This window comes from Tenggerimyces flavus, assembly GCF_016907715.1.
Classification (GTDB): domain Bacteria; phylum Actinomycetota; class Actinomycetes; order Propionibacteriales; family Actinopolymorphaceae; genus Tenggerimyces; species Tenggerimyces flavus.
This window is the reverse complement of the sequence record NZ_JAFBCM010000001.1, coordinates 6,368,113-6,388,985: the sequence shown is the minus strand read 5'-3', so window position 1 is coordinate 6,388,985 and position 20,873 is coordinate 6,368,113. Positions and strand designations below refer to the sequence as shown.

At 69.5% G+C, this 20,873-nt stretch carries 20 protein-coding genes; 4 read left to right on the top strand and 16 right to left on the bottom strand.

Going from position 1 to position 20,873, the window contains the following annotated elements; translation table 11 throughout:
• Window positions 1-12: 12 nt before the first annotated feature.
• The 14 genes from JOD67_RS30010 to JOD67_RS29945 all read right to left on the bottom strand — a co-directional run bounded on the left by JOD67_RS30010 (window position 13) and on the right by JOD67_RS29945 (window position 13,719).
• Window positions 13-1,413 (bottom strand): sulfatase family protein, encoded by a 1,401-nt coding sequence (locus JOD67_RS30010; protein WP_205121063.1) that lies wholly within the window; start codon window positions 1,411-1,413, stop codon window positions 13-15.
• A gap of 14 nt (window positions 1,414-1,427) precedes the next feature.
• A complete protein-coding gene (locus JOD67_RS30005) occupies window positions 1,428-2,234 on the bottom strand; it encodes a carbohydrate ABC transporter permease (protein WP_205121062.1) in 807 nt (268 codons plus the stop codon).
• Window positions 2,235-3,101, bottom strand: a complete 867-nt coding sequence (locus JOD67_RS30000) for a carbohydrate ABC transporter permease (RefSeq protein WP_205121061.1) — start codon at window positions 3,099-3,101, stop codon at window positions 2,235-2,237.
• Window positions 3,102-3,103: 2 nt separating this feature from the next.
• Window positions 3,104-4,378, bottom strand: a complete 1,275-nt coding sequence (locus JOD67_RS29995) for an ABC transporter substrate-binding protein (RefSeq protein WP_205121060.1) — start codon at window positions 4,376-4,378, stop codon at window positions 3,104-3,106.
• 10 nt (window positions 4,379-4,388) lie between these two features.
• Window positions 4,389-5,402 carry a LacI family DNA-binding transcriptional regulator gene (locus JOD67_RS29990; protein WP_205121059.1) on the bottom strand — a complete coding sequence of 338 codons (1,014 nt, stop codon included), beginning with the start codon at window positions 5,400-5,402 and terminating at the stop codon, window positions 4,389-4,391.
• Window positions 5,403-6,221: 819 nt separating this feature from the next.
• Entirely contained in the window at window positions 6,222-7,397 is a 1,176-nt protein-coding gene (locus JOD67_RS29985; RefSeq protein ID WP_205121058.1) for an alpha-D-ribose 1-methylphosphonate 5-triphosphate diphosphatase, read from the bottom strand.
• A complete protein-coding gene (locus JOD67_RS29980) occupies window positions 7,394-8,143 on the bottom strand; it encodes an ATP-binding cassette domain-containing protein (RefSeq protein WP_205121057.1) in 750 nt (249 codons plus the stop codon). Before JOD67_RS29980 ends, JOD67_RS29985 begins: the two co-directional genes overlap by 4 nt.
• Window positions 8,144-8,148: 5 nt before the next feature.
• Complete coding sequence (locus JOD67_RS29975) at window positions 8,149-8,988, bottom strand: ATP-binding cassette domain-containing protein (protein ID WP_205121056.1); 840 nt, start codon at window positions 8,986-8,988, stop codon at window positions 8,149-8,151.
• On the bottom strand, window positions 8,985-9,836 hold the full coding sequence (locus tag JOD67_RS29970; RefSeq protein WP_205121055.1) for an alpha-D-ribose 1-methylphosphonate 5-phosphate C-P-lyase PhnJ: 852 nt from the start codon (window positions 9,834-9,836) through the stop codon (window positions 8,985-8,987). Before JOD67_RS29970 ends, JOD67_RS29975 begins: the two co-directional genes overlap by 4 nt.
• Complete coding sequence (locus tag JOD67_RS29965; protein ID WP_205121054.1) at window positions 9,833-10,936, bottom strand: carbon-phosphorus lyase complex subunit PhnI; 1,104 nt, start codon at window positions 10,934-10,936, stop codon at window positions 9,833-9,835. The genes JOD67_RS29970 and JOD67_RS29965 overlap by 4 nt, the downstream gene beginning before the upstream one ends.
• Complete coding sequence (gene phnH, locus JOD67_RS29960) at window positions 10,936-11,547, bottom strand: phosphonate C-P lyase system protein PhnH (protein ID WP_205121053.1); 612 nt, start codon at window positions 11,545-11,547, stop codon at window positions 10,936-10,938. Before phnH ends, JOD67_RS29965 begins: the two co-directional genes overlap by 1 nt.
• An 11-nt stretch (window positions 11,548-11,558) precedes the next feature.
• Complete coding sequence (locus JOD67_RS29955; protein ID WP_205121052.1) at window positions 11,559-11,993, bottom strand: phosphonate C-P lyase system protein PhnG; 435 nt, start codon at window positions 11,991-11,993, stop codon at window positions 11,559-11,561.
• Entirely contained in the window at window positions 11,990-12,712 is a 723-nt protein-coding gene (locus tag JOD67_RS29950; RefSeq protein ID WP_205121051.1) for a GntR family transcriptional regulator, read from the bottom strand. Before JOD67_RS29950 ends, JOD67_RS29955 begins: the two co-directional genes overlap by 4 nt.
• A 173-nt stretch (window positions 12,713-12,885) precedes the next feature.
• Complete coding sequence (locus JOD67_RS29945; protein ID WP_205121050.1) at window positions 12,886-13,719, bottom strand: DUF427 domain-containing protein; 834 nt, start codon at window positions 13,717-13,719, stop codon at window positions 12,886-12,888.
• A gap of 75 nt (window positions 13,720-13,794) precedes the next feature.
• Between JOD67_RS29945 and JOD67_RS29940 the strand changes: the two genes are divergently transcribed.
• From JOD67_RS29940 to JOD67_RS29925, 4 genes are all read left to right on the top strand, one after another.
• Window positions 13,795-14,217: a VOC family protein gene (locus JOD67_RS29940; protein ID WP_205121049.1), complete on the top strand. Its 423-nt coding sequence runs from the start codon at window positions 13,795-13,797 to the stop codon at window positions 14,215-14,217.
• Between the two features lie 90 nt (window positions 14,218-14,307).
• Window positions 14,308-15,243, top strand: a complete 936-nt coding sequence (locus JOD67_RS29935; RefSeq protein WP_205121048.1) for a phosphate/phosphite/phosphonate ABC transporter substrate-binding protein — start codon at window positions 14,308-14,310, stop codon at window positions 15,241-15,243.
• Window positions 15,244-15,251: 8 nt separating this feature from the next.
• Window positions 15,252-16,052: a phosphonate ABC transporter ATP-binding protein gene (gene phnC, locus JOD67_RS29930; protein WP_205121047.1), complete on the top strand. Its 801-nt coding sequence runs from the start codon at window positions 15,252-15,254 to the stop codon at window positions 16,050-16,052.
• Window positions 16,049-17,668 (top strand): PhnE/PtxC family ABC transporter permease, encoded by a 1,620-nt coding sequence (locus JOD67_RS29925; RefSeq protein WP_205121046.1) that lies wholly within the window; start codon window positions 16,049-16,051, stop codon window positions 17,666-17,668. The genes phnC and JOD67_RS29925 overlap by 4 nt, the downstream gene beginning before the upstream one ends.
• On the opposite strand, the gene JOD67_RS29920 is transcribed toward JOD67_RS29925, so the two are convergent.
• Window positions 17,665-18,345, bottom strand: coding sequence for a response regulator (locus JOD67_RS29920; RefSeq protein ID WP_205121045.1), 681 nt, complete (start codon window positions 18,343-18,345; stop codon window positions 17,665-17,667). The two genes, JOD67_RS29925 and JOD67_RS29920, sit on opposite strands and share 4 nt — an antisense overlap.
• A complete protein-coding gene (locus JOD67_RS29915) occupies window positions 18,342-20,837 on the bottom strand; it encodes a DUF4118 domain-containing protein (protein WP_205121044.1) in 2,496 nt (831 codons plus the stop codon). The genes JOD67_RS29920 and JOD67_RS29915 overlap by 4 nt, the downstream gene beginning before the upstream one ends.
• Window positions 20,838-20,873 lie beyond the last annotated feature (36 nt).

The window sequence follows — 20,873 nt, the reverse complement described above, 5'->3', positions numbered from 1 at the left end:
CTTCCGACTGCTTCAGCCGTTCGGGCCGGGTTGGTGCCCGAACCTGGTCGGAACGTAGCGGCCGTCGTGCACCATCGGGTCCACCCGGCGCTGCCCACCCAGCTCGAGGGTGGGGGTGGGTGCTTCGGAGATCGTGGCCGTCGGCTCGCCGGCCTGGGCCATTCGTCGCAGCAGTACCCCTCGAAGGGCGGTGGCGACGGAACGATGGGCCGGGGAGCCGGCCAGGTTGACCAGTTCGTAGGGATCGTTGGCCAGGTCATAAAGTGCTGTCTCTACATACGAAAGTCCGGATGCGTCGTCCCAGGCATCCGCCGAAGGGTCCACCACGTAGTACTTCCAGCGGTCCGTTCGTAGCACCCGGCCGACTTCCGACTCGGACACTTGGACGTACACCTCCTCCGGCCAGTCCGCCCGCGCGTCGGCGAGCAGTGGCAGGAACGACCGCCCGTCCATCGCGTCCGGCACGGGCACGCCGGCCGCCGCGAGCAGCGTCGGCGGCAGGTCGAGCACGCTGACCGGTCGCGCGACGGCCCCGCCGCCGTCGAAGCCCGGACCGCGCAGCGCGAGCGGCACCCGGATCGACGCGTCGTGACAGGACCGCTTGTACTCGGAGTTCCGCGTCTTGAAGTGACAGCCGTGGTCGGACGTCTGCGCGACGATCGTGTCGTCCAGCAGATCGAGGCTGCGGAGCGCGTCGAACAGCCGGCCGAGCCCCTCGTCGACCCGCTTGATCTGGCCGAGATAGCCGCCAAGATGCCGATGGGCTGTCCCGCCGAGCTCGGCGAGGTCGGGCGGCAGCCAGCGGCCCTGGTAGCGCTCGACGTAGCCGGTCGGAGCGGGGTAGGAGTCGACCTCGTTCTGGTGGTGCGGCTCGATCAGCGAGAGGAACAGGTAGAACGGCTCGTCGACGTGGTCCGCGGCGAACCGGATCGCCGCGTCGAACAGGGCGTCCGAACGGTAGCCGGGCAGCATTACCGACTGCTCGTCCTCGTCGAACACGATCGTGCGGTACGCGTCGGAGGTGAACTCGAGCACGTTCGCGCCGAGCCAGCTCTGGTAGCCGCCGCGTTGGTCGGCGGGGACGGGCTCCTGGTCGGCGAGATGCCACTTGCCGAGGTAGCCCGTCGCGTAGCCGGCGTCGCCGAAACAGTGCGCCAGCGTGCGGTTCTCGGCTGCCAACGGGATCCCGTTGCGGTACGTGCCCGTCGCGGTCGGGTAGCGCCCGGTCTGGATCGCCGCCCGCGCCGGAGCGCAGACCGGCTGGGGGGTGAACGCCTGCGTGACGTGCGTTCCGGACCGTGCCATCGCGTCGAAGTTCGGTGTGAGGTCGAGCGGGTTGCCGTGCACCCCGGTCGTGTCCCACCGCTGCTGGTCGGTGAACACGACGATGACGTTCGGGCGTTCTCCCCGCATGTGGACGGCCTTTCCTACTTGAGTCCGGTCAACGTGATGCCGCGAACGAGGTATCGCTGGCTGAACAGGAACAGCAACGCGGTCGGGACGAACAGGATCACCGAGCCCGCCGCGGTGAGGTGCCAGAGCGTGAAGTACTCCTGGTTGAACAGCGTGAGCCCGACCGGGATCGTGCGCATGTTCTCGGTCGTCGTCGCGACCAGCGGCCAGAGGAACTCATTCCACTGGAAGACGAACGTGAACAGCCCGAGCACCGCGAGCGCCGGCCGTACCTGCGGCAGGATGATCCGCAGGTAGATGCGGAACTCGCTCGCGCCGTCGATGCGCGCCGCGGCGATGAGGTCGTCGGGGATCGGTTGGATGAACTGGCGCATGAGGAAGATGCCGAACGCGTCCATGAGGAACGGCGTGATCAGTGCCTGGTAGCTGTTCAGCCAACCCAGGTTGGCCATCATCACGTACAGCGGGATCATCCGGACGAAGAACGGCACCATCAGGGTCGCGAGCAGCAGCACGAACAGCGTGTTGCGCAAGGGGAATCGGAACTTCGCGAACGCGTACCCGACGAGCGGGTCGAACACCAGGTGCGCGATCGTGATGCCGCCCGCGACAACGAGGCTGTTGACGATGAAGTTGCCGAACGGAGCGCGCTCGAACAGCGTTGCGTAGTTGCCGAACTGCGGGTCCGACGGGAGCAGCACCGGGTCGGCGGCGAGCGTCTCGGCCTCGGTCTGCAGGGACAGCGAGAGCATGTAGAGCAGGGGAACGACCGTGATCGCGCAGACCAGGCCGAGCGCTGCGTAGGTGAGGGCGCGTCGCATCTAGTACTGCACCTCCGCTCGCCGGCCAGCGCGCAGCTGCAGTGTGGTGAACAGCACGATCACGATCAGCAGCAGGAACGACAGCGCGGAGGAGTAGCCGAAGTCGCGCGAGGTGAAGGCGACGTTGAAGACGTGGAACACGTACAGGTCGGTCTGGTTCGCCGGACCGCCGCCGGTGATGATGTACGCCTGTCCGAACGCCTGCAGGCCGGAGATCACCGACATCACCGAGACGAACAGCGTGGTCGGTGCGAGCAGCGGAAGCGTGATCCTCCAGAACTGCTGCGAAGGGCTGGCACCGTCGATCTTGGCCGCCTCGGCGTACGTCTCCGGAATCCCTTGCAGGCCAGCGAGAAACAGCACCATCGTGTAGCCGACGTGCTGCCACAGCGTCACCGCGACGATCGTCGCGAGCGGGTGGGTGTTGAGCCACTGCTGCTGGGGGAGGCCGGCGCTGTCGAGGAGCCGGTTGAGGATGCCGAGCTGTGGGTCGAGGATGTTGCGCCACAGCAGGCCGACGATCGCGACCGACGTGAGGTACGGGACGAGCAGCGCGGCGCGGAACACCACGCGTCCCTTGAGCGGACGGTCGAGCAGCAGCGCGAGCCCGAGGCCGAGCACGATCGAGCCGACGGTCGTCGCGACGGCGAAGATCAGCGTGACCTTGAACGAGTTGTGCATCGCGGCGTCGCCGAACGCCTTGACGTAGTTGTCGATTCCGGCAGGCACGTTCGCCTGCGGACCGGTCTGCGTGCCGGTGGAGAGGATGTTCGCGATCGGCAGGTAGAAGAAGATGCCGAAAAACACCACCGCGGGCAGCAGGAACAGGTACGCGGTGACGGCGTAGCGTCGGTTGAGCGAGCGCATGCCTAGCTTCCGAGCACCTTCTTGGCTGCTTCGACGAACGTCGGCACGGCCTTCGCGGCGGGCTCGTTCCGCATCACCACGCTCTGGTAGAGCGTCTTGTACAGCTCGCCGATCTCGCCGCTCTTGCCGGTGAGCCGGAGCTCCGCGCTCGAGTCCTCCGCGAACGGGAACGACTGCGAGAACGCCTTGTAGCGTTCGTCGTTCTTGACCTCGGGCTGCTGCGCCCACGAGCGGCGCGGCATCAGCATGCCGACCTCCTTCGTGGCGGCACGTTCGACCTCCAGGGCGGTGATGCGCTTGATGAAGTCCCACGACAGCTCGGGGTTCTTCGCCTTGGCCGGAACGAACAGGCTGGTGCCGGCCGAGATCGTCGCCTGCGTCTTGTGGTGCAGGGGAACTGCGATGCCGAGCTCGAGGTCGGGGCTGGTCTGCGCGATCGGCGCCAGGTCCCACGGGCCGGTGAGGATCATCGCGGCGCGGTTGGCGCTCAGCAGCTTCTGCGGGCCGGAGTAGTCGGTGCCGGGCGTCGGAACGGGGGAGACCTTGTGTTTGTGCACGAGATCCGCCTGGAACTGCAGGGCTTCGACCGCGGCCTCGTTCGGCGCGAGGACCTGCTTGCTGTCGGGGTCGTAGTACTTGACCGCGTTCTGCAGCAGCCACGGCCAGCTGTAACCGGCGTCCTGGTTGAGCGCGACTCCGTGCACGCCGTCCTTGGTGAGCTTCTTCGCCACAGTGAGGAAGTCGTTCCAGGTCGTCGGCGGCTCGACACCGGCAGCGGTGAGCATCGCCTTGTTGTACAGGAGAAGCGTGCAGGTGTAGTGCAGCTGGACGCCGTACACCTTGCCCTCGAAGGAGTTGCGGTCGACCGTTCCGGGTTGCCAGTCCTGCGGGAAGCCGATCTTCTCGCCGTCCTCGTCGACGTACTCCTGCAGCGGGCGGGCGTCGCCGGAGATCGCGAACTCCTGTACCCAGCCGCCGGGCTCCTCGACGACGTCGGGGACGTTGCCGGACGCGAAGTCGGCGAGCAGGCGCGTCCGCAGGTCGGGCCACTGCTGCTTGTTCAGGTTGACGGTGACGCCGTGCGCCTTCTCGAACTCGGCGATGACCTTGTCGTACGCCTTGTACGCGTGGCCGGCGTTCCAGTACACACTGAACGTCTTGGCGTCGCCACCTCCGCTCGTGGTCGGGTCCTTCGGCGCCCCGGCGCAGGCCGCTGCCGCGGCGGCGACGCCGGCGAGGCCAGCGAGTCGGAGCAGATCGCGTCTCGTGGTGGTCATGGGCTGACTCCTAGGCGGACTCGCGTTGGATGAACGACCAGGGCGTCGTCACCTCGCGGCCTGCCGGTGGGTCGGTCGCGGCGAGGCGTTCGAACAGCATCGAGGTGGTGGCGCTGAAGTCGAGCTGGGGAGGGCCGACCGTACTGAGCGGTGGCTTGGTGATCAGGCCGTCCTCGAGGTTGCCGACGCCGACGACGGCGAGGTCGGTCGGGACGGCGAGGCCGGCGTCGCGCGCCGCCCAGATAGCGCTGATCGCGGCGCGGTCGGAGGCGGCGAAGATCGCGTCGGGTTTGTCCTTCTGTCGCAGGAGATTCTCGACGGCACGGTAGGCGACGACGCGGTCGTCCGCGCCGTCGACGACGATCCGCTTGGCGCCGTGCCGTTGGATCGAGTCCTCGTACGCGGCGAGCCGTTCGTGGTTGCCCGAGTCGCCGGAGACCTCGCGGTGGTGGCCGACGTACGCGACCCGCTTCCGGCCGATCGCGAACAGGTGGTCGACCGCCTCGGTGCAGGCCGGCCGCTCGGGGGCGCGAACGACGTCGAAACCCTCCGGCTCGAGCTCGTTGCTCATCACCACGAGCGGCAGCCCGCTGCGGGCGAGGGCGCGGAGGGCGTCGCCGTCGAGGAACGGCACCGAGCTCGCGATCACCGCCCCGTCGGCGATGCGTTGGTGGAGGAGCTCGATCGTCTGCGCGGCGCGCTGGGCGTTGTTGACGACGATCGTCAGAACCCCATGCCCCTCTTCGTCGGCCTTGTCGTGCAGCTCGCGGGCGAGCTGGTCGTACGCGGGAACGCCGATCGAGCCGACGACCAGGCAGATGCGCTCGGTCTTCCTGCGGCGGAGGCTGCGAGCGGACTGGTTCGGCGCGTAGTCCAGCTGCCGGGCGGCCTCCAGCACCCGCTGCCTCGTCTCGGCGCCGACCTTCGTCGCGCGGCCGGTGAGCACGTAGGAGACGGTCGCCACGGACACGCCCGCCAGCGCCGCGACATCGCGCGACGTGGGCCGGCCGGTCCGCTGCTGCATGGTTATACGTTTAACCATGGCGAGGTGGATCGTCAAGAGCCGACCGGTTTCTTATGAAGGGCACCTTCATCTCAACCTATTGAATGAAGGTGCCCTTCATTCAAACGCTCGAGGCCGGTGCCCGGTGATCATGAACGTGATCATGAAGGCTGAGCGGCGCATAGAGGGGCTCCAGCTTCATGATCACGTACATGATCACGGCGCGCGCGGCACTGGCTCGAGCGCGGCCCTCCGACGTCGACTGGGCGCCCCGGCTTCATCTTCACCACAAGAAGCGCCGGGCCGGCGCGCGGAGAGCTGGCGGCGCGAGGGGTTGGGGGCGTCGACCAGGGGCGGCGTCGTTCTCGTCCCCGCCGCCCTTTGGCCGGAGTCGTACGGGTCAAGGGTCGCAAAGCGATCGCGCAGCGACGCCATCCCGCGCGAAGCGCCGCCTATGGCGCCCTTGACGCGTACGGCTCCGGCTAAAACCCTGGCGGACGAGAATGACGCAGCACGAGCTCGTCACGCCGAAGATCCCCGGCTGGAGCACTCGGGCCGCAGCGTTGGATGAAGGGCACCTTCATCCAAACCTGTTGGATGAAGGTGCCCTTCATCCAACAGCGCCGCCACCCGCCCCGTGATCATGAGCGTGATCATGAAGGCAAACCCGTCGAATACGACCAGTTCGGCTTCATGATCACGTACATGATCACGGGGCGTCGCGGGTGGAGGGGCCGGCCTATTGGATGATTCATCCAAAGATGGCGGGGTGGCTGGGTCGGGGGCACCCTCGTCCGAACCTTTGGGACCAGGGTGCCCCCGACCCAAAGCGGGCTCGGGCTAGCTGACCAGGCCCAGCTGGTCGTCGGCCGTGCGTACCAGGCGCACCGTGGGCCAGCCACGGTCCACCGTCACCGCGACGAGGTCGGCGCGCTGGCCGGGGGTGAGGGTGCCGCGGTCGGTGAGGCCAACCGTGCGGGCGGGGCCGGAGGTCACCAGGGCGACGGCGGCCGGTAGGGGGAGGACGGGCGAAGACGCCAGCCGGAAGACCGCGGCCAGGAGGGCGCTCGGCAGGTAGTCGCTCGACAACGAGTCCGCCACGCCCTCGGCGACCAGTTCGGCCGCGGACACGTTGCCGGAGTGCGAGCCGCCGCGCAGAACGTTCGGCGCCCCCGCCACGATGTCCATGCCATGCGCCCGCGCCGCCCGGGCGGCCTCCAACGTGGTCGGGAACTCTGCCACCGCGACGCCGTGCTTGGCGGCCACGGCGATCTCCTCCTCCGTCACCGGGTCGTGCGCCAGCAGCCGCGCCCGCCCAGCAGCGGCCGCGTCGGAGAGCCAACGCAGCGCGACGTCACGATGCCAAGCCCGGCTGGCGCGCTCGTTGATCAGGTCGTCAACCCGACGTTGCGCCTCCTGCTCGTCCAGACCCTCGGAGCCCTCCAACCACTTCCGGTAGTAGCTCGGGTCTCGATACTGACCCTGCCCCGGCGTGTGGTCCTCGAACGACACCAGCGGAACGAGGTCGTCGGAAACAGGCCCGTCAAGCGCACGTTGCAAAGCCGCCAGCGCGTTTGGGTCGCGCGCGTCGAGCCGGTGCAGCAGCCGATGGTCGACCAGCGCGCATCCACTGGACGCCCGATCCTGCAGTGAATGAACGATCTGCAGCGCCCGCTCGATAGTCCGCTCCTTGCGCACGCTCACCTCGTACCCGATGCCGTGGTAGCACGTCGTGACCCCAGCGGCCCGCGCCCGACCCTCGAAGCTCGTCACCGCGAAGTCGAGGCCGAGCTCCACGTTCGGTCGCGGCCGCAGCTCCTTCTCCAACCCGTCGCTGTGGCTGTCCACCAAGCCAGGAAGGAGAAACGCGCCACGCAGATCGATCGCCCCGCGCGGTACCGCGCCCGGGAGCGCCGCCGAGACCGACACGATCAGACCGTCTTCGACCACGAGCACCGCGTCGTCGAGAACGCGGTCCGGCAGCACCGCCTGCCCGTGCGCGAAGATCGTTGTCATCGAGCCACCTCCAGGTCGAGTTCGGAATCGCGAAGAGTCGCGGCCGGCGGCCCATCGGCGACCACGCGGCCGTCCGCGAGGACGACGACCCGGGTTGCCAACCGTTCGATCGCCTCCAGGTCGTGGAACACCGACAGCACCGCCACCCCCGAGTCGGACAGCGAGGCGATCATCGACAGCACCGCCTCGCGGTTCGCCGGGTCCAACGCCGACACCGGCTCGTCGAGAAGCAGCAACCGGGGTGGGGAAATCGTGCCCGCGGCCAGGTTGACCCGCTGCTTCTGGCCGCCCGACAGGACCGTCGCGTGTACGGCCCACAACCGTTCCTCGATCCCGAGCCGAGCCAACGCCGAAGCCGCGGCCGAACGAGCGTCGTCGATCGGCATCCCGCGCGCGACGCCCGCCCGCGCGACCAGTTCGAGCACCGAACGCCGCGGCTCGGCCCGCAGGAACTGCGACACGTACCCGATCTCGTGCCCCCGCAGATCCGCCATCGACGCGTCCGACAACCCCACCAGATCGACGACCGCCCCCGACGCCGTACGGAAGAGCAGCGACCCCGCGCTCGGCAGGTACGTACGGAAAACGCAACGCAGCAACGACGACTTGCCCGCACCCGACCGCCCCGCCAGAGCCACATGCTCGCCCGCGCGCACCGCGAGATCCACCCCGCGCAACGCCGAGACCTCGCGCCCGTCGATCGTGTGCAGCACGAACGCCTTGTGCAGCCCCCGAACCTCCAACACCGCGCTCATCCGCGGGCCGCCGCGACGAGCTGCTGGCTGTACGGATGCTGCGGATCCTCGAACAGCTGGTCGGTCAGCCCTGCCTCGACCACCCGGCCGTGCTGCATCACCAGCACGCGCCGCGTCAGCATCTCGATCACCCCGAAGTCGTGCGACACGACGACCGCCCCGACCTCCAGCTCCTCGAGCAGCCCGCGCAGCAGGTCGAGCACGCCCGCCGCGACCGACGCGTCGAGCCCGGTTGTCGGTTCGTCGAGCAGCAACACCGGTGGCCGGTTCGCGAGTGCCTTGGCAATCTGTACGCGCTGCTGCATGCCGCCGGAGAACGTGCTCACCTGGTCGTCCATGCGCACGAGCGGCACCTCCGTACGTTCCAGTAGCTCGCTCGCCCGCGACCGGATCCGCCCGAAGTGCCGCCAGCCCGCCGCGGTGAGCCGGTCCGCGACGTTGCCGCCCGCCGAGAGGTTCAGGTCGAGGCCGGTCGCCGGGTTCTGGTAGACGACCGACAGCTGGTCGATCCGTAGCCGCCGCCGCACGCTCGGCGGCTGCTCGAGCAGATTCGCCTTGCCTCGTTCGAAAGTACGCAGGTACGCGGAGCCGGAGGTCGCCACATCGTCGCCGGCGATACACCGCAGCAACGTCGACTTGCCCGAGCCGGACTCGCCGATCACGCCGAGCGCCTCGCCCGGCGCGACCTCGAACGACACGTCCCAGCAGGCCACGACAGCACCGGTCGCGGGGGAGACGGCGGTCCCGTACACGGGTCCCGTGCCCGGCAACGAGTCGGGGCCAGTAGGCCCGAAGATCTTGCCGAGCCGGTCGACCCGCAGCAGCCAGTCGCTCACGCGTCCTCCCTCCGGCGGTCGCAGTGGTCGGTGTCGCTGCAGACCCACCTCACCGAGCCGTCCGTCGACGGCACCTCGACGAGGTAGGAGTCGTCGGCGCCACAGAAGTGACACGCGGCGCCGTCGGTACGTTCCGTCTCGAACGGCACGTCCTCGAACGTGAGCGGTTCGACGTCGGTGTGCGGCGGCACCGCGTAGATCCGCTTCTCCCGCCCAGCGCCGAGCAGCGTCAGGTGGTCGGACTGGTGCAGCTTGGGTACGTCCCAGCGGGGGATCGGGGACGGCGCGAAAACGTAATGCCCGTTGACCAAACACGGATATCCCGCGGACTGCATGATCACACCGTTGCGGACGATGTCCTCGTACAGGCTCACCCACATCTTCGCGTAATCGGCCTCGGCGTGCATGCGCTGCTGCTCCCGCGCGTCGCCGACGACCAGCCGCAGCGGCTCCGGCACCGGGACCTGCAACACCAGCACCTGGTCGTCGCGCAGCCGCGTCTCGGGGATCCGGTGCCGCGACTGGATCACGGTCGCCTTCCTCGTGTCGGTCACCTCCGCGCAGCCGACCTGGCCGACGATCAGCCTGCGCAGGTTGGACGCGTTAACACCGGCGTCCTCGCCCTGGTCGATCACCTTCAGCTGGTCCTCGGCGCCGACCACCGCGAGCGTGACTTGCAGCCCGCCCGAGCCCCAGCCGCGGGCGACCGGCATCTCCCGGGAGCCGAACGGCACCTGGTAGCCGGGCACCGCGACGGCAGTGAGGACGGCGCGGCGGACCTCGCGCTTGGAAAGCTCGTCGAAGATGCCGGACGTGTCGTTCTCGCCGGCGAGTGCCCACAACGTCATCGAACGGCCTCCGCGGGCGGACGGCGGACGGCGCGCTTGCGGTCGATCACCGAGCGGAAGTCCACGTAGTGCGGCAGCTTGAGGTGTTCGAGGAACCCGGACGACTCGATGCCGTCGAGCGTCAGCAGCACGCGCTGCTCGAGGTCGGTCTGGCCTTTGTCGCGGTGGACGAGCAGGTCGAGGCCGGCCATCGCGATCGCCTTGCGTTCGTTGTGGCCGAAGCACATGCCGTAGCCGATGTCGAGCCGCGTACGGTCCTCGTCGAGCCGGTCCAGGTCGTCGATCGTCTCGACCTCGGTGACGCGCACCTCGGCGACCGTGACCGGGTTGCCGGTGACGGGGTGGCGCAGTCGTACGGGAAGCGTGCCGTGCCGGACCTCACCGGGGAACTCGTGTTGGTGCTTGGTCGGCGTGAACGTCTCCGTGTACCACAGGTGCACGAGCGCGCCGGTCTCCGCGCGCGCCATCGCGGTGAGCCGCGCGGAGCGCTGCGCCGAGCCGGGCCGTGGTGGGACGCGGGTGATGTCGTCGGGCTCCGGGTCGTCCTCGGAACGGCGGTCGACGACGAGATCCATCTTGCGCAGCAGGCCGAGCAGCCGCGGTGGGTGGCGCGGATCGACGCCGTTCGTCTCCACCGGCGCCGCGGGGTGGTCGTGGTGGTGAACGTGGGTCGCCGGCTGGGAGTCGGCGTCCTCCGGCTCCGGCATCAGGTCGAGCAGCCGGCCGACGTAGTCGAGCGTGCGGCCGAGCAACTGCTGCCCGGGTGGGTTGCGGAACGCGGGGGAGATCCGCCGCTGCACCGAGAGCTCGTCCGCGTGCACGGGCTCGGAGTACGCGAGCCGCGGGATCGTCGACCGGTGCGCGCGCAGGATCTGCGCCGCTTCGGAGACGTCGCCCTCGGCCTGGCGGAACGCCCTGGCCGCGAGCTCCGGCGCCCAGAGTCCGCCCTCGCCCTGGACCCGGTCGACGGCGAGGCGGAGTCGTTCGCCGATCTGGTCGAGTCCCAGCCACGCACTCCCGCCACCGTCGCGGGCGCGGCGGACGAGGTCCTCGGCGGCGAGGATCGCTTCGGTGCCGCCACGTGCGGCCGCGTACCCCATCAGACAGCTCCTGACAAGTCGAGGTTGACACTGCGCGGTAGACCGGCGACGAGGCCGTTCCCGGCGACGAGGAACGTGTCGACGCCGGCCGGGAAGTCGGCGTTGACAGCCGAGAGCGTCGCGAAGAACTCGGTCGGCAGCCCGCGGACGGCGATCCGCCGCTCGCCCGGCACGCCGGGCCCCGTCAAGCGGAGGTTGACGCCGGCCTGGCGGTTCGGGACACCAAGCCCGGTGACGCTCTGGACCAGTCGCGTGCCGTGTTCGGGATGCATCGGGTCGCCGCGGTGGAGGCTGGACAGCTCCGCCGTTGTAAGAGGTCGGAGCGCGAGCACCATCCGGGCCTCGGTGAGCGGAACGATCGGTGCCTGCGTGGCGACCTCGACCGCCCGCGTCCACCTCGCGTCAGAAGAGTCGGCGACGATCGCGAGCGGCACCTCGAGGTCGGCGAGCCCGATCACCGGGACGACCGCCGCGGGTCCTTCGGGTGGCGGGAGCAGTGTCCCGATGCTGCCCGGGCGGGCCAGAACGTCAAGCAGCGTGCGAAAATCTCGTTGCGCCTGGGCAGGCGTGCGGCGGATCGCGGCGACCTGCTGGCCCACCGGCGTGGACATCGCGGGCACGGTCAGGTCAGCTCCTCGAACGCGACGATGGTCGGCTCCAACGCGGCCCACTCGGCGGCGAGGGCTCGTTCGCGGCGGTCCGCGACGGCTTGGCACAACGTCTCGACCTCGGCTGCCGCCGGCAGTGCGGCGGCCGCCGCTCCGTCGAGGAGCGCGGCGGCCAGCGTCGCGACGCGGTCGTCGCCGGCGCGTACGCACCAGCCCGTCGCGCCAGCGACCTCGACCGTGCAGCTCGTCACGAGCACCTCGCCGAGATAGAACCGTTCCTCGACGACGGGTTCGCGGACCTGCATCATCACCATGCCGATCTCAGGCCCGGCGAGGACGGCGACGTCGCCGAGGACGCCGCTCTCCACGAGTCGTTCGGCGACCGGGACGACCTCGTCCGGAGAGGCGGCGGCCAACAGCTCCGCGCGCTGGTCAGGGGTGAACGTCATCGGCTCTCGTCCAGCTCGAACACGACGTCGAGGACCTCCGGTCGGATGTACGTACGCGAGTACTCGATGCGGCGACCGCTGTCGCCGGCGACCCGGTTGACGCTCTCGGCGAGCCAGAGTGGGCCGCGGTCGCCGCCGGTGAGATGACCGGCGACGACTTCGGAGGGCACGTCGAAGCCGAGCCGGTACTGGGAGCGGACGAGCAGGAAGCCGTACCTCCGGCGGAGTGTCGCGAACAGCGATCCGTCGTCGGCGAGCGCGCGGGCGAAGCCGGGCAGCAGGTTGTGGGGGAGCACGCTGGTGGCGAAGCCGGCGACCTCGCCGTTCACCTCGAACAACCGCTCCACCACCCAGACGGCGGTGCCGCCGTCGAGCTGCAGCTGGTGGCGTTCGCGTTCGACGGCTCGCCGGGTGGTGCAGGAGAGCAGCCTGGTGTGCGGGATCGCGCCGGCCTTCTTGACCGTCTCGTGGAACGAGGGCGGGTCGTTCGCCGAGATGACGTACGTGATCCGGCTGCGGCGGAACGTGCCGAGCCCGCGCACGCGGCGGACGAGGAACCGGCGCTCGAGCTCCTGCAGCGCCGCCCGCGCCGTGGGCCGGCTCACCTCGAACCTGGCCGCGACCGCGTGCTCGCTCGGCACCCGTTCGCCGACCGGAGCGCGGGCCAGCTCGGCCGTCAGCTCGTCGGCGATGTCGAGATACCGCTGCGCGGTTGTCATGACAACCACGCTCGGGGCCGCCGGTGAACGGGTGCCGAACGTGGGGGAAAGCTGCGAGAGCCGACGCGCAAGACCCTCGGTCGCCATCCACAACCGCCGCCACTTCCCTTGCCGAACCGGGGTTTCTAACGTGGCAGAAGCCACCCAAACCCCGTCCCGGTGAGGGAAGTCGGTCAGGCCGGAGCGGTGTGGACGGCGAACTCGTCCAAGAGGAGCTTGGCGAGCACGGAGTTCGACTTCTCGCGCAGTACGCCGTCGACGTACACGTCGAGCAGGTCGTCGTAGAACGCGACGAGCCCGGCGAGGTCGGCGACCTGCTTGCGCGGCTCGGGGTAGCTCCACGCGATGTCGGTGAGTCCGGGAGCGGAGAAGTAGCTCGCGTGCCCCTTGTACGCGCAGGCCGTCCTCGTGCTGCTGGGCGTGAGGTCGGCGACGACGTCCTCGCGCGGCAGGTAGTAGCGCACCGGCAGCGAGGTCTCGTACACGAACGTCGGCCTCGTGCTCTCGGCGATGAGGATCCCGTGGTGCTCGATCCGGACGTGCCGGGAGCTGGGGAGGGTCCGCACCCAGTGGTACGGCTCGCGGGCGTGCGAGACAAGGAGCTCGTCCTCTTCGTACCAGGCGTCGAACGCGTCGAAGTCGAGCACCGCGTGCTGGTCGAGCTGGCTGTCCTCGAGGCGGAACGCGGCGGCCGGCAGCGTCGTCTCGCCGACGACGACGTCGAACGACTCGCCCTTGGCCGAGTGCACGGCGAACGAGATGCCGGGGTGCAGCAGACCGCCCGGATCGGCCGGCGGCGCTTCCTGGCTGGTGGCGAGCGGGACGCGCAGGTCGGTGAGCGGCACCGCGTACGACGGCACGACACGGCGCGGCTCCCACACCAGGACGGCCTTGGTGGTGTCGACGATCTCGGTGTCGCCGAACCGCACGCGCAACCGCCACTCGGTCGGCTCCCGCCGCACCTCGTCGACGGCCCCGAACAGCAGCTCTCGCATCGTGATGCTCATGCCGCCAGCCTAGGTATCCGGCGGCGCGCCGGGCATGGGCAACGACTGCCCATCTTTGCCACCTAGGGTGAGCACATGGGACTGCGAATGGGTGCACTGGTTGTCGATGCCGGCGATCCGGGACGACTGGCGAGGTTCTGGGCGGAAGCACTGGATTGGGTGATCAGCCAGGCCGAGGATCCCGAGTGGGTCGTCGAGCCGCACGAAGGCAGCCGCGACGACTGCGTGGTGCCCGACCTGCTGTTCATCAAGGTGCCGGAGCCCAAGGCGGGCAAGAACCGCCTGCACTTCGACCTGCGCCCCGAGGACCAGGCCGCGGAGGTCGCCCGCCTCGAAGGGCTGGGCGCTACTCACGTCGACGTCGGCCAGGGCGACGTTGCCTGGGTGGTGATGGCCGATCCGGAAGGCAACGAGTTCTGCGTCCAGCCGGCCCATCGGCCGGAGGTCCGAGCGGAGTGGCTGCGGCGGTACGAGTCCCACCAGCCGGCCTCGACCTGACCAGGGCCTGCCGGCTGTTCACCTGCCGGTCAGTGAACGGACCACCGCTGCTCGCTCCGCCTCTCCTCGGGCGGCCGAACGTTGGGGAGCGTGACCGCACCCAAGGCATTCCTGCTGGCCGCCGCCGCCCTGCTCCTCGCTGGCGCCGCCGCGGGCTGCGCAAGTGACAACGCGAGCTCGGGCGGGGGCGACGCGTTGACGCTCGCGGCGATTCCGGCCGAACAGAACGTCGATCCGACAGTCAGCTACGAGAATCTGGCGAAGCTGATCGAGGAGAAGACCGGCCGCGAGGTCAACGTCGTCCGTTCGACCGACTACAACGCGGTGATCGAGGGCATGGTGTCGGGCAAGATCGACATCGCCGAGTTCGGACCGCTGTCGTATGTCCTCGCGGTCAACAACGGCGCCAAGATCACGCCGGTCGCGTCGACGATCGAGAAGGGCATGCCCCCGACGTACCAGAGCTACGGGATCGTCGGGAAGGACAGCAAGATCACTGGCCTGGAAGGCTTCAAGGGCAAGAAGGTCTGCTTCGTCGACCCGAGCTCGACCTCCGGCTACCTGTTCCCGAGCGCCGGGCTGCTGTCCAAGGGCATCGATCCGAAGAAGGACGTCCAGCCGGTGATGGCTGGCGGGCACGACAACTCGGTGACCTCCGTCGCGTCCGGCACCTGTGAGGCCGGCTTCGCGTTCGACAACATGGTCGACCACACGCTGATCGACAAGAACGTGATCAAGGCCGGCGACGTCAAGGTGATCTGGAAGTCCGATCCCATTCCGAACGACCCGATCGCGATCCGCACCGATCTCCCGGACGATGTCAAGCAGAAGTTGACGGACGCGCTCAGCAAGGACGCGACCGTCGACAGCCTGGTGAAGCAGGGCATCTGTGCGAAGGCCGACGACTGCGCGATCACCTCGGACCCGGCGGTCTGGGGCTTGGCGCCGGTCGAGGACAAGGTCTTCGACTCCGTCCGCGACGTGTGCGCGGCGACGAAGAACAGCTCGTGCACGAAGCAGAGCTGACACCTGGCATGACGACTCAGGCCACGGAGCCGCACACCCAGGTCGAGGCACCGGCCGTCGTCGAGGTGTCCGCGCTCGTCAAGACGTACGGCGGCATAAGGGCCTGCGACGGCATCGACCTCACCGTACGCAAGGGCGAGCTCGTCGGCCTGCTGGGCCGATCCGGCTCCGGCAAGTCGACGCTGCTCCGACACCTCAACGCCCTGAACCGCCCGGACAGCGGCCAGATCAAGGTGTTCGGCGTCGAGGTGGCCGCCGCCCGCGGCGCCGAGCTTCGAGCACTCCGCCGCCGCGTCGGCGTGGTGTTCCAGCAGTTCAACCTGATCGGCCGGCTCAGTGTGCTGGAGAACGTTCTCGTCGGCGGGCTCGGCCGGGTCAAGGGCCCGAGGTACGGCATCATCACCTGGCCGCGCGCCGAACGGCAGGCCGCGCTGGTCTGCCTCGATCGCGTCGGCCTCGCCGACCGCGCGTACGAACGCGCCCAGAACCTCTCCGGCGGCCAACAGCAACGCGTCGGCATCGCCCGGATGCTGATGCAGCAGCCCGAGCTCGTTCTGGCCGACGAGCCGGTGTCGTCGCTCGACCCCGAGACCGCCGCGAACGTGATGGACGTGCTGTTCCGCATCTGCCTCGAAGACCAGCTCACGGTCATCTGCACGCTGCACCAGGTCGACCTCGCGCTCGGCTGGACCAACCGCGTCGTCGCGCTGCGGGACGGGCTCGTCGTCCTCGACCGTCTCACCGCCAAGCTCGACGCCGAACGGCTCACGCGCATCTACGCGACCGAGCCCGCGCCCTCCTCGGCATGACGACGCTCGACCTTCCGGTCCCGGCGAGGAACGCGACAACGACCACGCGCCGCGTCCTCGCGTGGATCTTCCCGCTGTCGTTCGCGATTCTCGGTCTGGCGGCGCTCTCGCTGGTCGGCCCGAGCCCGGCCAGCCTGGTCGAGGGCGCGCAGGCCGGAATGGCCTTGCTGGTCAGGGCCTGGCCGCCGACTTTGGCTGACCCGATGCTCACGGCGAGCCACGCCTTGCAGACGATCTGGATGGCTCTCGCGGGTACGGCACTCGGCGCGATCCTCGGCGCGTTACTCGGCGTACTCGCCGCGGCGGCCACGATGCCGTACCGCCCGATCCGTTCGGCGGCGATGGCCGTGATCGTCGCGTGCCGGGCGATCCCGGACGTCGTGTTCGCGGTCTTCTTCGTCGCGGCGATCGGCATCGGTCCGCTGCCCGGTGTGCTCGCGCTCGGGCTGCACTCGATCGGCATGCTGGGCAAGCTGTTCTCCGAGGCGATCGACCGGACCGACGACGGCGTTCGCGACGCGTTCGCCAGTACGGGCGGCGGTCCGGTGCAGCGGCTCGTCGCGGGCGTGCTCCCACAGGTGGTGCCGGCGTTCACCGCCACCGTGCTGTACCGGTTGGACATCAACTTCCGGCAGTCGGTCCTGCTCGGCGCGGTCGGCGCCGGCGGACTCGGGCTGGACCTGAAGACCGCGTTCGGGTTCACCGACTACCGCGAGGCGCTGGGCATCGCGGTCGTCACGGTCTCGCTGGTCCTGGTCGTCGAGGGCGTCGCGGTCCTGCTGCGGTCGCTGCTGGTGCGTGCTCCTTCGCAGCGTGGTCGTCTGCCCATTCGGGGAACGACGGTGCCGTGGACTCGCCCGCGTACGGTCACCCACGTCGCCGGCTGGCTCGGCCTGCTGCTGGTCCTGCTCGCGGCGTGGCAGGTGGGCGCGGGACCGGCCGAGCTCTGGCAGACCGTGGTGGGGACTCTCGACGCTCTGGGGCGGTTCTGGCCGCCGAACTTCGCCCCGATCCAGCCCATCCTGCTCGCCGGGCTGGTGCAGACGTGCGCGATCGCTCTTGGTGCGACTGCGCTGGGTGTGCTGTTCGGCCTCCCGCTCGGGCTGCTCGCCGCGCATGGTGTCGCGCCGCCGCGGGTCGTGGCCGTCGCCCGTACGGTGCTGGTGACGCTGCGGTCGATCCCTGACCTGCTGCTGATCCTGGTCTTCGTCGCCGCGTTCGGGCTCGCGCTCGGCGCGGTCGCGGCGACCTGCGCGCTGGCGGTGTTCACGACCGCGTTCGTCGGCAAGCTCGTCGCGGACGCGGCGGAGGAGATCCCGTACGGCACCCGCGAGGCGCTCGCGTCGGCCGGGGCGAATCGCACGCAGCTGTTGACGACCTGGCTGCTCGGGCACCTGACGCCGACGTTGACCGGGACGATCCTGTACGGGCTCGACGTGAACCTCCGCGCGTTCGTCGTCCTCGGCATCGTCGGCGCGGGCGACCTCGGGTACGCGCTCAGCCAGCACATCCGAGCGCTGAACTACGACGTCGTGACCGCGATCGTGCTGCCCGTCTTCGCGATCGTGCTTGTCGTGGAGGTCATCTCGACGCTGCTCCGCCGGGCTCTGCGCTAGGGCTCGAAGCGGTAGCCCATGCCGGGTTCGGTGACCAGGTGCTTGGGGTGCGAGGGGTCGGGCTCGAGCTTGCGGCGCAGTTGGGCCAGGTAGACGCGCAGGTAGTTGGTCTCGGTCGAGTAGCCCGGCCCCCACACCTCCTGCAGCAGCTGTTGTTGGCCGATCAGCTTCCCCGGTGACCGCACCAGCACCTCCAGCAGGTGCCATTCGGTCGGTGTCAGGCGGACGTCGGCGCCGTCGCGCAGGACCCGCTTGGCCGCGAGGTCCACGGTGAACGAGGACGTCTCGACGATCGCGTCCTCCAACGACGGCAGGCCACGGCGTACGGCGGCGCGCAGGCGGGCCAGCAGCTCGTCCATGCCGAACGGCTTCGTCACGTAGTCGTCCGCCCCGGCGTCCAGGGCCGTCACCTTCTCGTCGGACGTATGCCGCGCCGACAGCACGATGATCGACACCTGGGTCCAGCCGCGCAGCCCGCGGATCACGTCCACACCATCGAGATCCGGCAGCCCGAGATCCAGAATCACCACGGCGGGATGCTTGCGCGCGGCCAGATCCAACGCCGTACGACCATCCGGCGCCAGGTCAACCTCGTAGTCCCGCGCCCGCAGGTTGATCGCCAACGCCCGGGCGAGCTGTGGGTCGTCCTCGACCACGAGTACGCGCGGGCCGTTCACGACGCACCTCCTGCCGGCAACGACAACACCATCGTCAGGCCCCCGCCCGGCGTGTCCTCCGCGGTCAACGACCCGCCGAGGATCTCCGCGAAGCCCCGCGCCACCGCCAACCCGAGCCCGACGCCCGTTCCGTCCGGGGCGTCGCCCGTACGCTGGAACGGCTCGAAGATCCGCTCCTTCGACTCGTCCGGCACCCCCGGCCCGCGGTCGATCACTCGCAGCTCCACCCGATCCTTCAACGAGGAAGCGGAAACCACGACCTGCGCTCCCGGAGGCGTGTGCCGTACGGCGTTCTCGATCACGTTCGCCAACGACCGTTCCACCAGCCCCGCATCGACGCGCACCGGAGGAAGCCCCTCCGGCAAGGTCAGCTTGACAGGGACGTGGTTCGATCCCAGCAGCGCCGCACCGACGACCTCCTCGACGCTGGCATCCCGCAGCAGTGGCGTGACCGCACCAGCCTGGACCCGGCTCATGTCGAGCAGGTTCGCGATCAGCCGATCCAGCTTGTCCGCCGACTCCTCGATGCCCGCAAGCAGCTCTTGACGGTCAGCCTCGGAGAGCTTCAGATCGGGCTGCCGGAGCGACCCCACCGACGCCTTCACCCCGGCGACCGGCGTACGAAGGTCGTGCGAAACCGCGGCCAGCAAGGCCGTACGGATCCGGTTCGCCTCCGCGAGCTGCCGCGCCGACCGGGCCTCGGTCGTGAGCCGCTGCCGTTCCAACACGACCGCGGCGTGTGCGGCGAACGCCTCCAGCACGCGCCGGTCCGAGGCTTCCAACACCCGACCGCGCAACGCCAGCACGAGATTGTCCGTCACCGCGACGTCCACGTCGCTCGCCTGAGGTTGCAGCGCCGGGTCCGGACCCACGCTGCTGACGCACTGCCACGGAGAGTTCTCGTCGGGCCGTTCGAGCAACGCCACCGACGACATCGCGAACGTCTCCCGCACCCGCTCCAACAACGCCGACACGCCACGCTCGCCGCGCAGCACCGAGCCGGCCAACGTCGACAGCGTGTCGGCCTCCGCCCGAGCCCGCGCGGCCTGCAACGTACGCCGCGCCGCGAGGTCGACGAACGAAGCGACCGCGAGCGACACCACGACGAAGATGCCGATCGCGAACGCGTTCTCCGGCTGGGCGATCGTGAACGTGTGGAACGGCGGCGTGAAGAAGAAGTTCAGGAACAGTGAGCCGATGACCGCCGCCACGACCGCCGGAGCGAGTCCACCCAGCAACGCGTTCCCCACCGCCAGCGTGAGGAACAGCATCATCTGCGTCGGCAGGCTGTGCAGGTCACGGGTCAGGTCGAGGACGAACGTCAGCAAGGGCGGCCCGACGAACGCGAGGATCCAGCTCGCCCACAGCCGCCGGCGGCTGAGGGTCCGTCGCCGGGTGGGAAAACGGCCTTGCCCCACAGCTTCGTGCGTGACGATGTGCACGTCGATGTCGCCCGACATCGGGGTCAACACCGAAGCCACACCACGGCCGAAGAACTGCTGCCACGTACGCCGGCGGCTGCTGCCCAGCACGAGCTGCGACGCGTTCACCCCACGCGCGAACTCCAACAGGGCTTCGGGAACGTCGTCGCCAACGACCTGGTGGTACGTGCCGCCGAGCGACTCGATCAGCTGCCGGTGCCGCGCGAGCTCTGTCGGCGACGCCCCGGTCAGCCCGTCCGAACGCGTGACGTGCACGGCGAGCAGCTCACCGCCGGCGCCTCGGGCGGCGATGCGCGCCGCGCGCCGGATCACCGTCTCGCCCTCGGGCCCGCCGGTGATCGCGACCACCACGCGTTCCCGCGCCGGCCACGACTCGTCGATCTCGTGGTCGGCCCGGTATTTCTTCAGACCCTCCTCGACCCGGTCGGCCACCCACAGCAGCGCGAGCTCGCGCAGCGCGGTGAGGTTGCCGGGCCGGAAGTAGTTCGCCAGCGCCGCGTCGATCTTCTCCGGGGGATAGACGTTCCCGTGCGCGAGTCGGCGGCGCAGAGCCTCCGGCGACATGTCCACCAGCTCGATCTGGTCGGCGCGGCGGACGACCGCGTCGGGGATCGTCTCGTGCTGCTTGACGCCGGTGATCGACTCGACCGCGTCGTTCAACGACTCCAGGTGCTGGATGTTGACCGTCGTGATGACGTTGATCCCGGCGTCCAGCAGCTCCTCGACGTCCTGCCAGCGCTTCTCGTTCCGCGAGCCCGGAACGTTGGTGTGCGCGAGCTCGTCCACCAGCGCCTGCCGCGGCTTCCGGGCGAGGACGGCGTCCACGTCCATCTCGGTGAACGTATGGCCGCGGTACTCGAGCTCCCGGCGAGGAACGACCTCCAGCCCCTCCAACATGGCCTCGGTCAGCGGGCGCTCGTGGCACTCGACGACGCCGACGACGATGTCGGTGCCACGATCCAGCCGTCGATGTCCCTCGCCGAGCATCGCGTACGTCTTGCCGACACCCGGCGCGGCACCGAGGTAGACCCGGAGCTTCCCGCGCGCCATACCTCCCATTCTCCCGCGCCGGCGCCGGATCCGGCG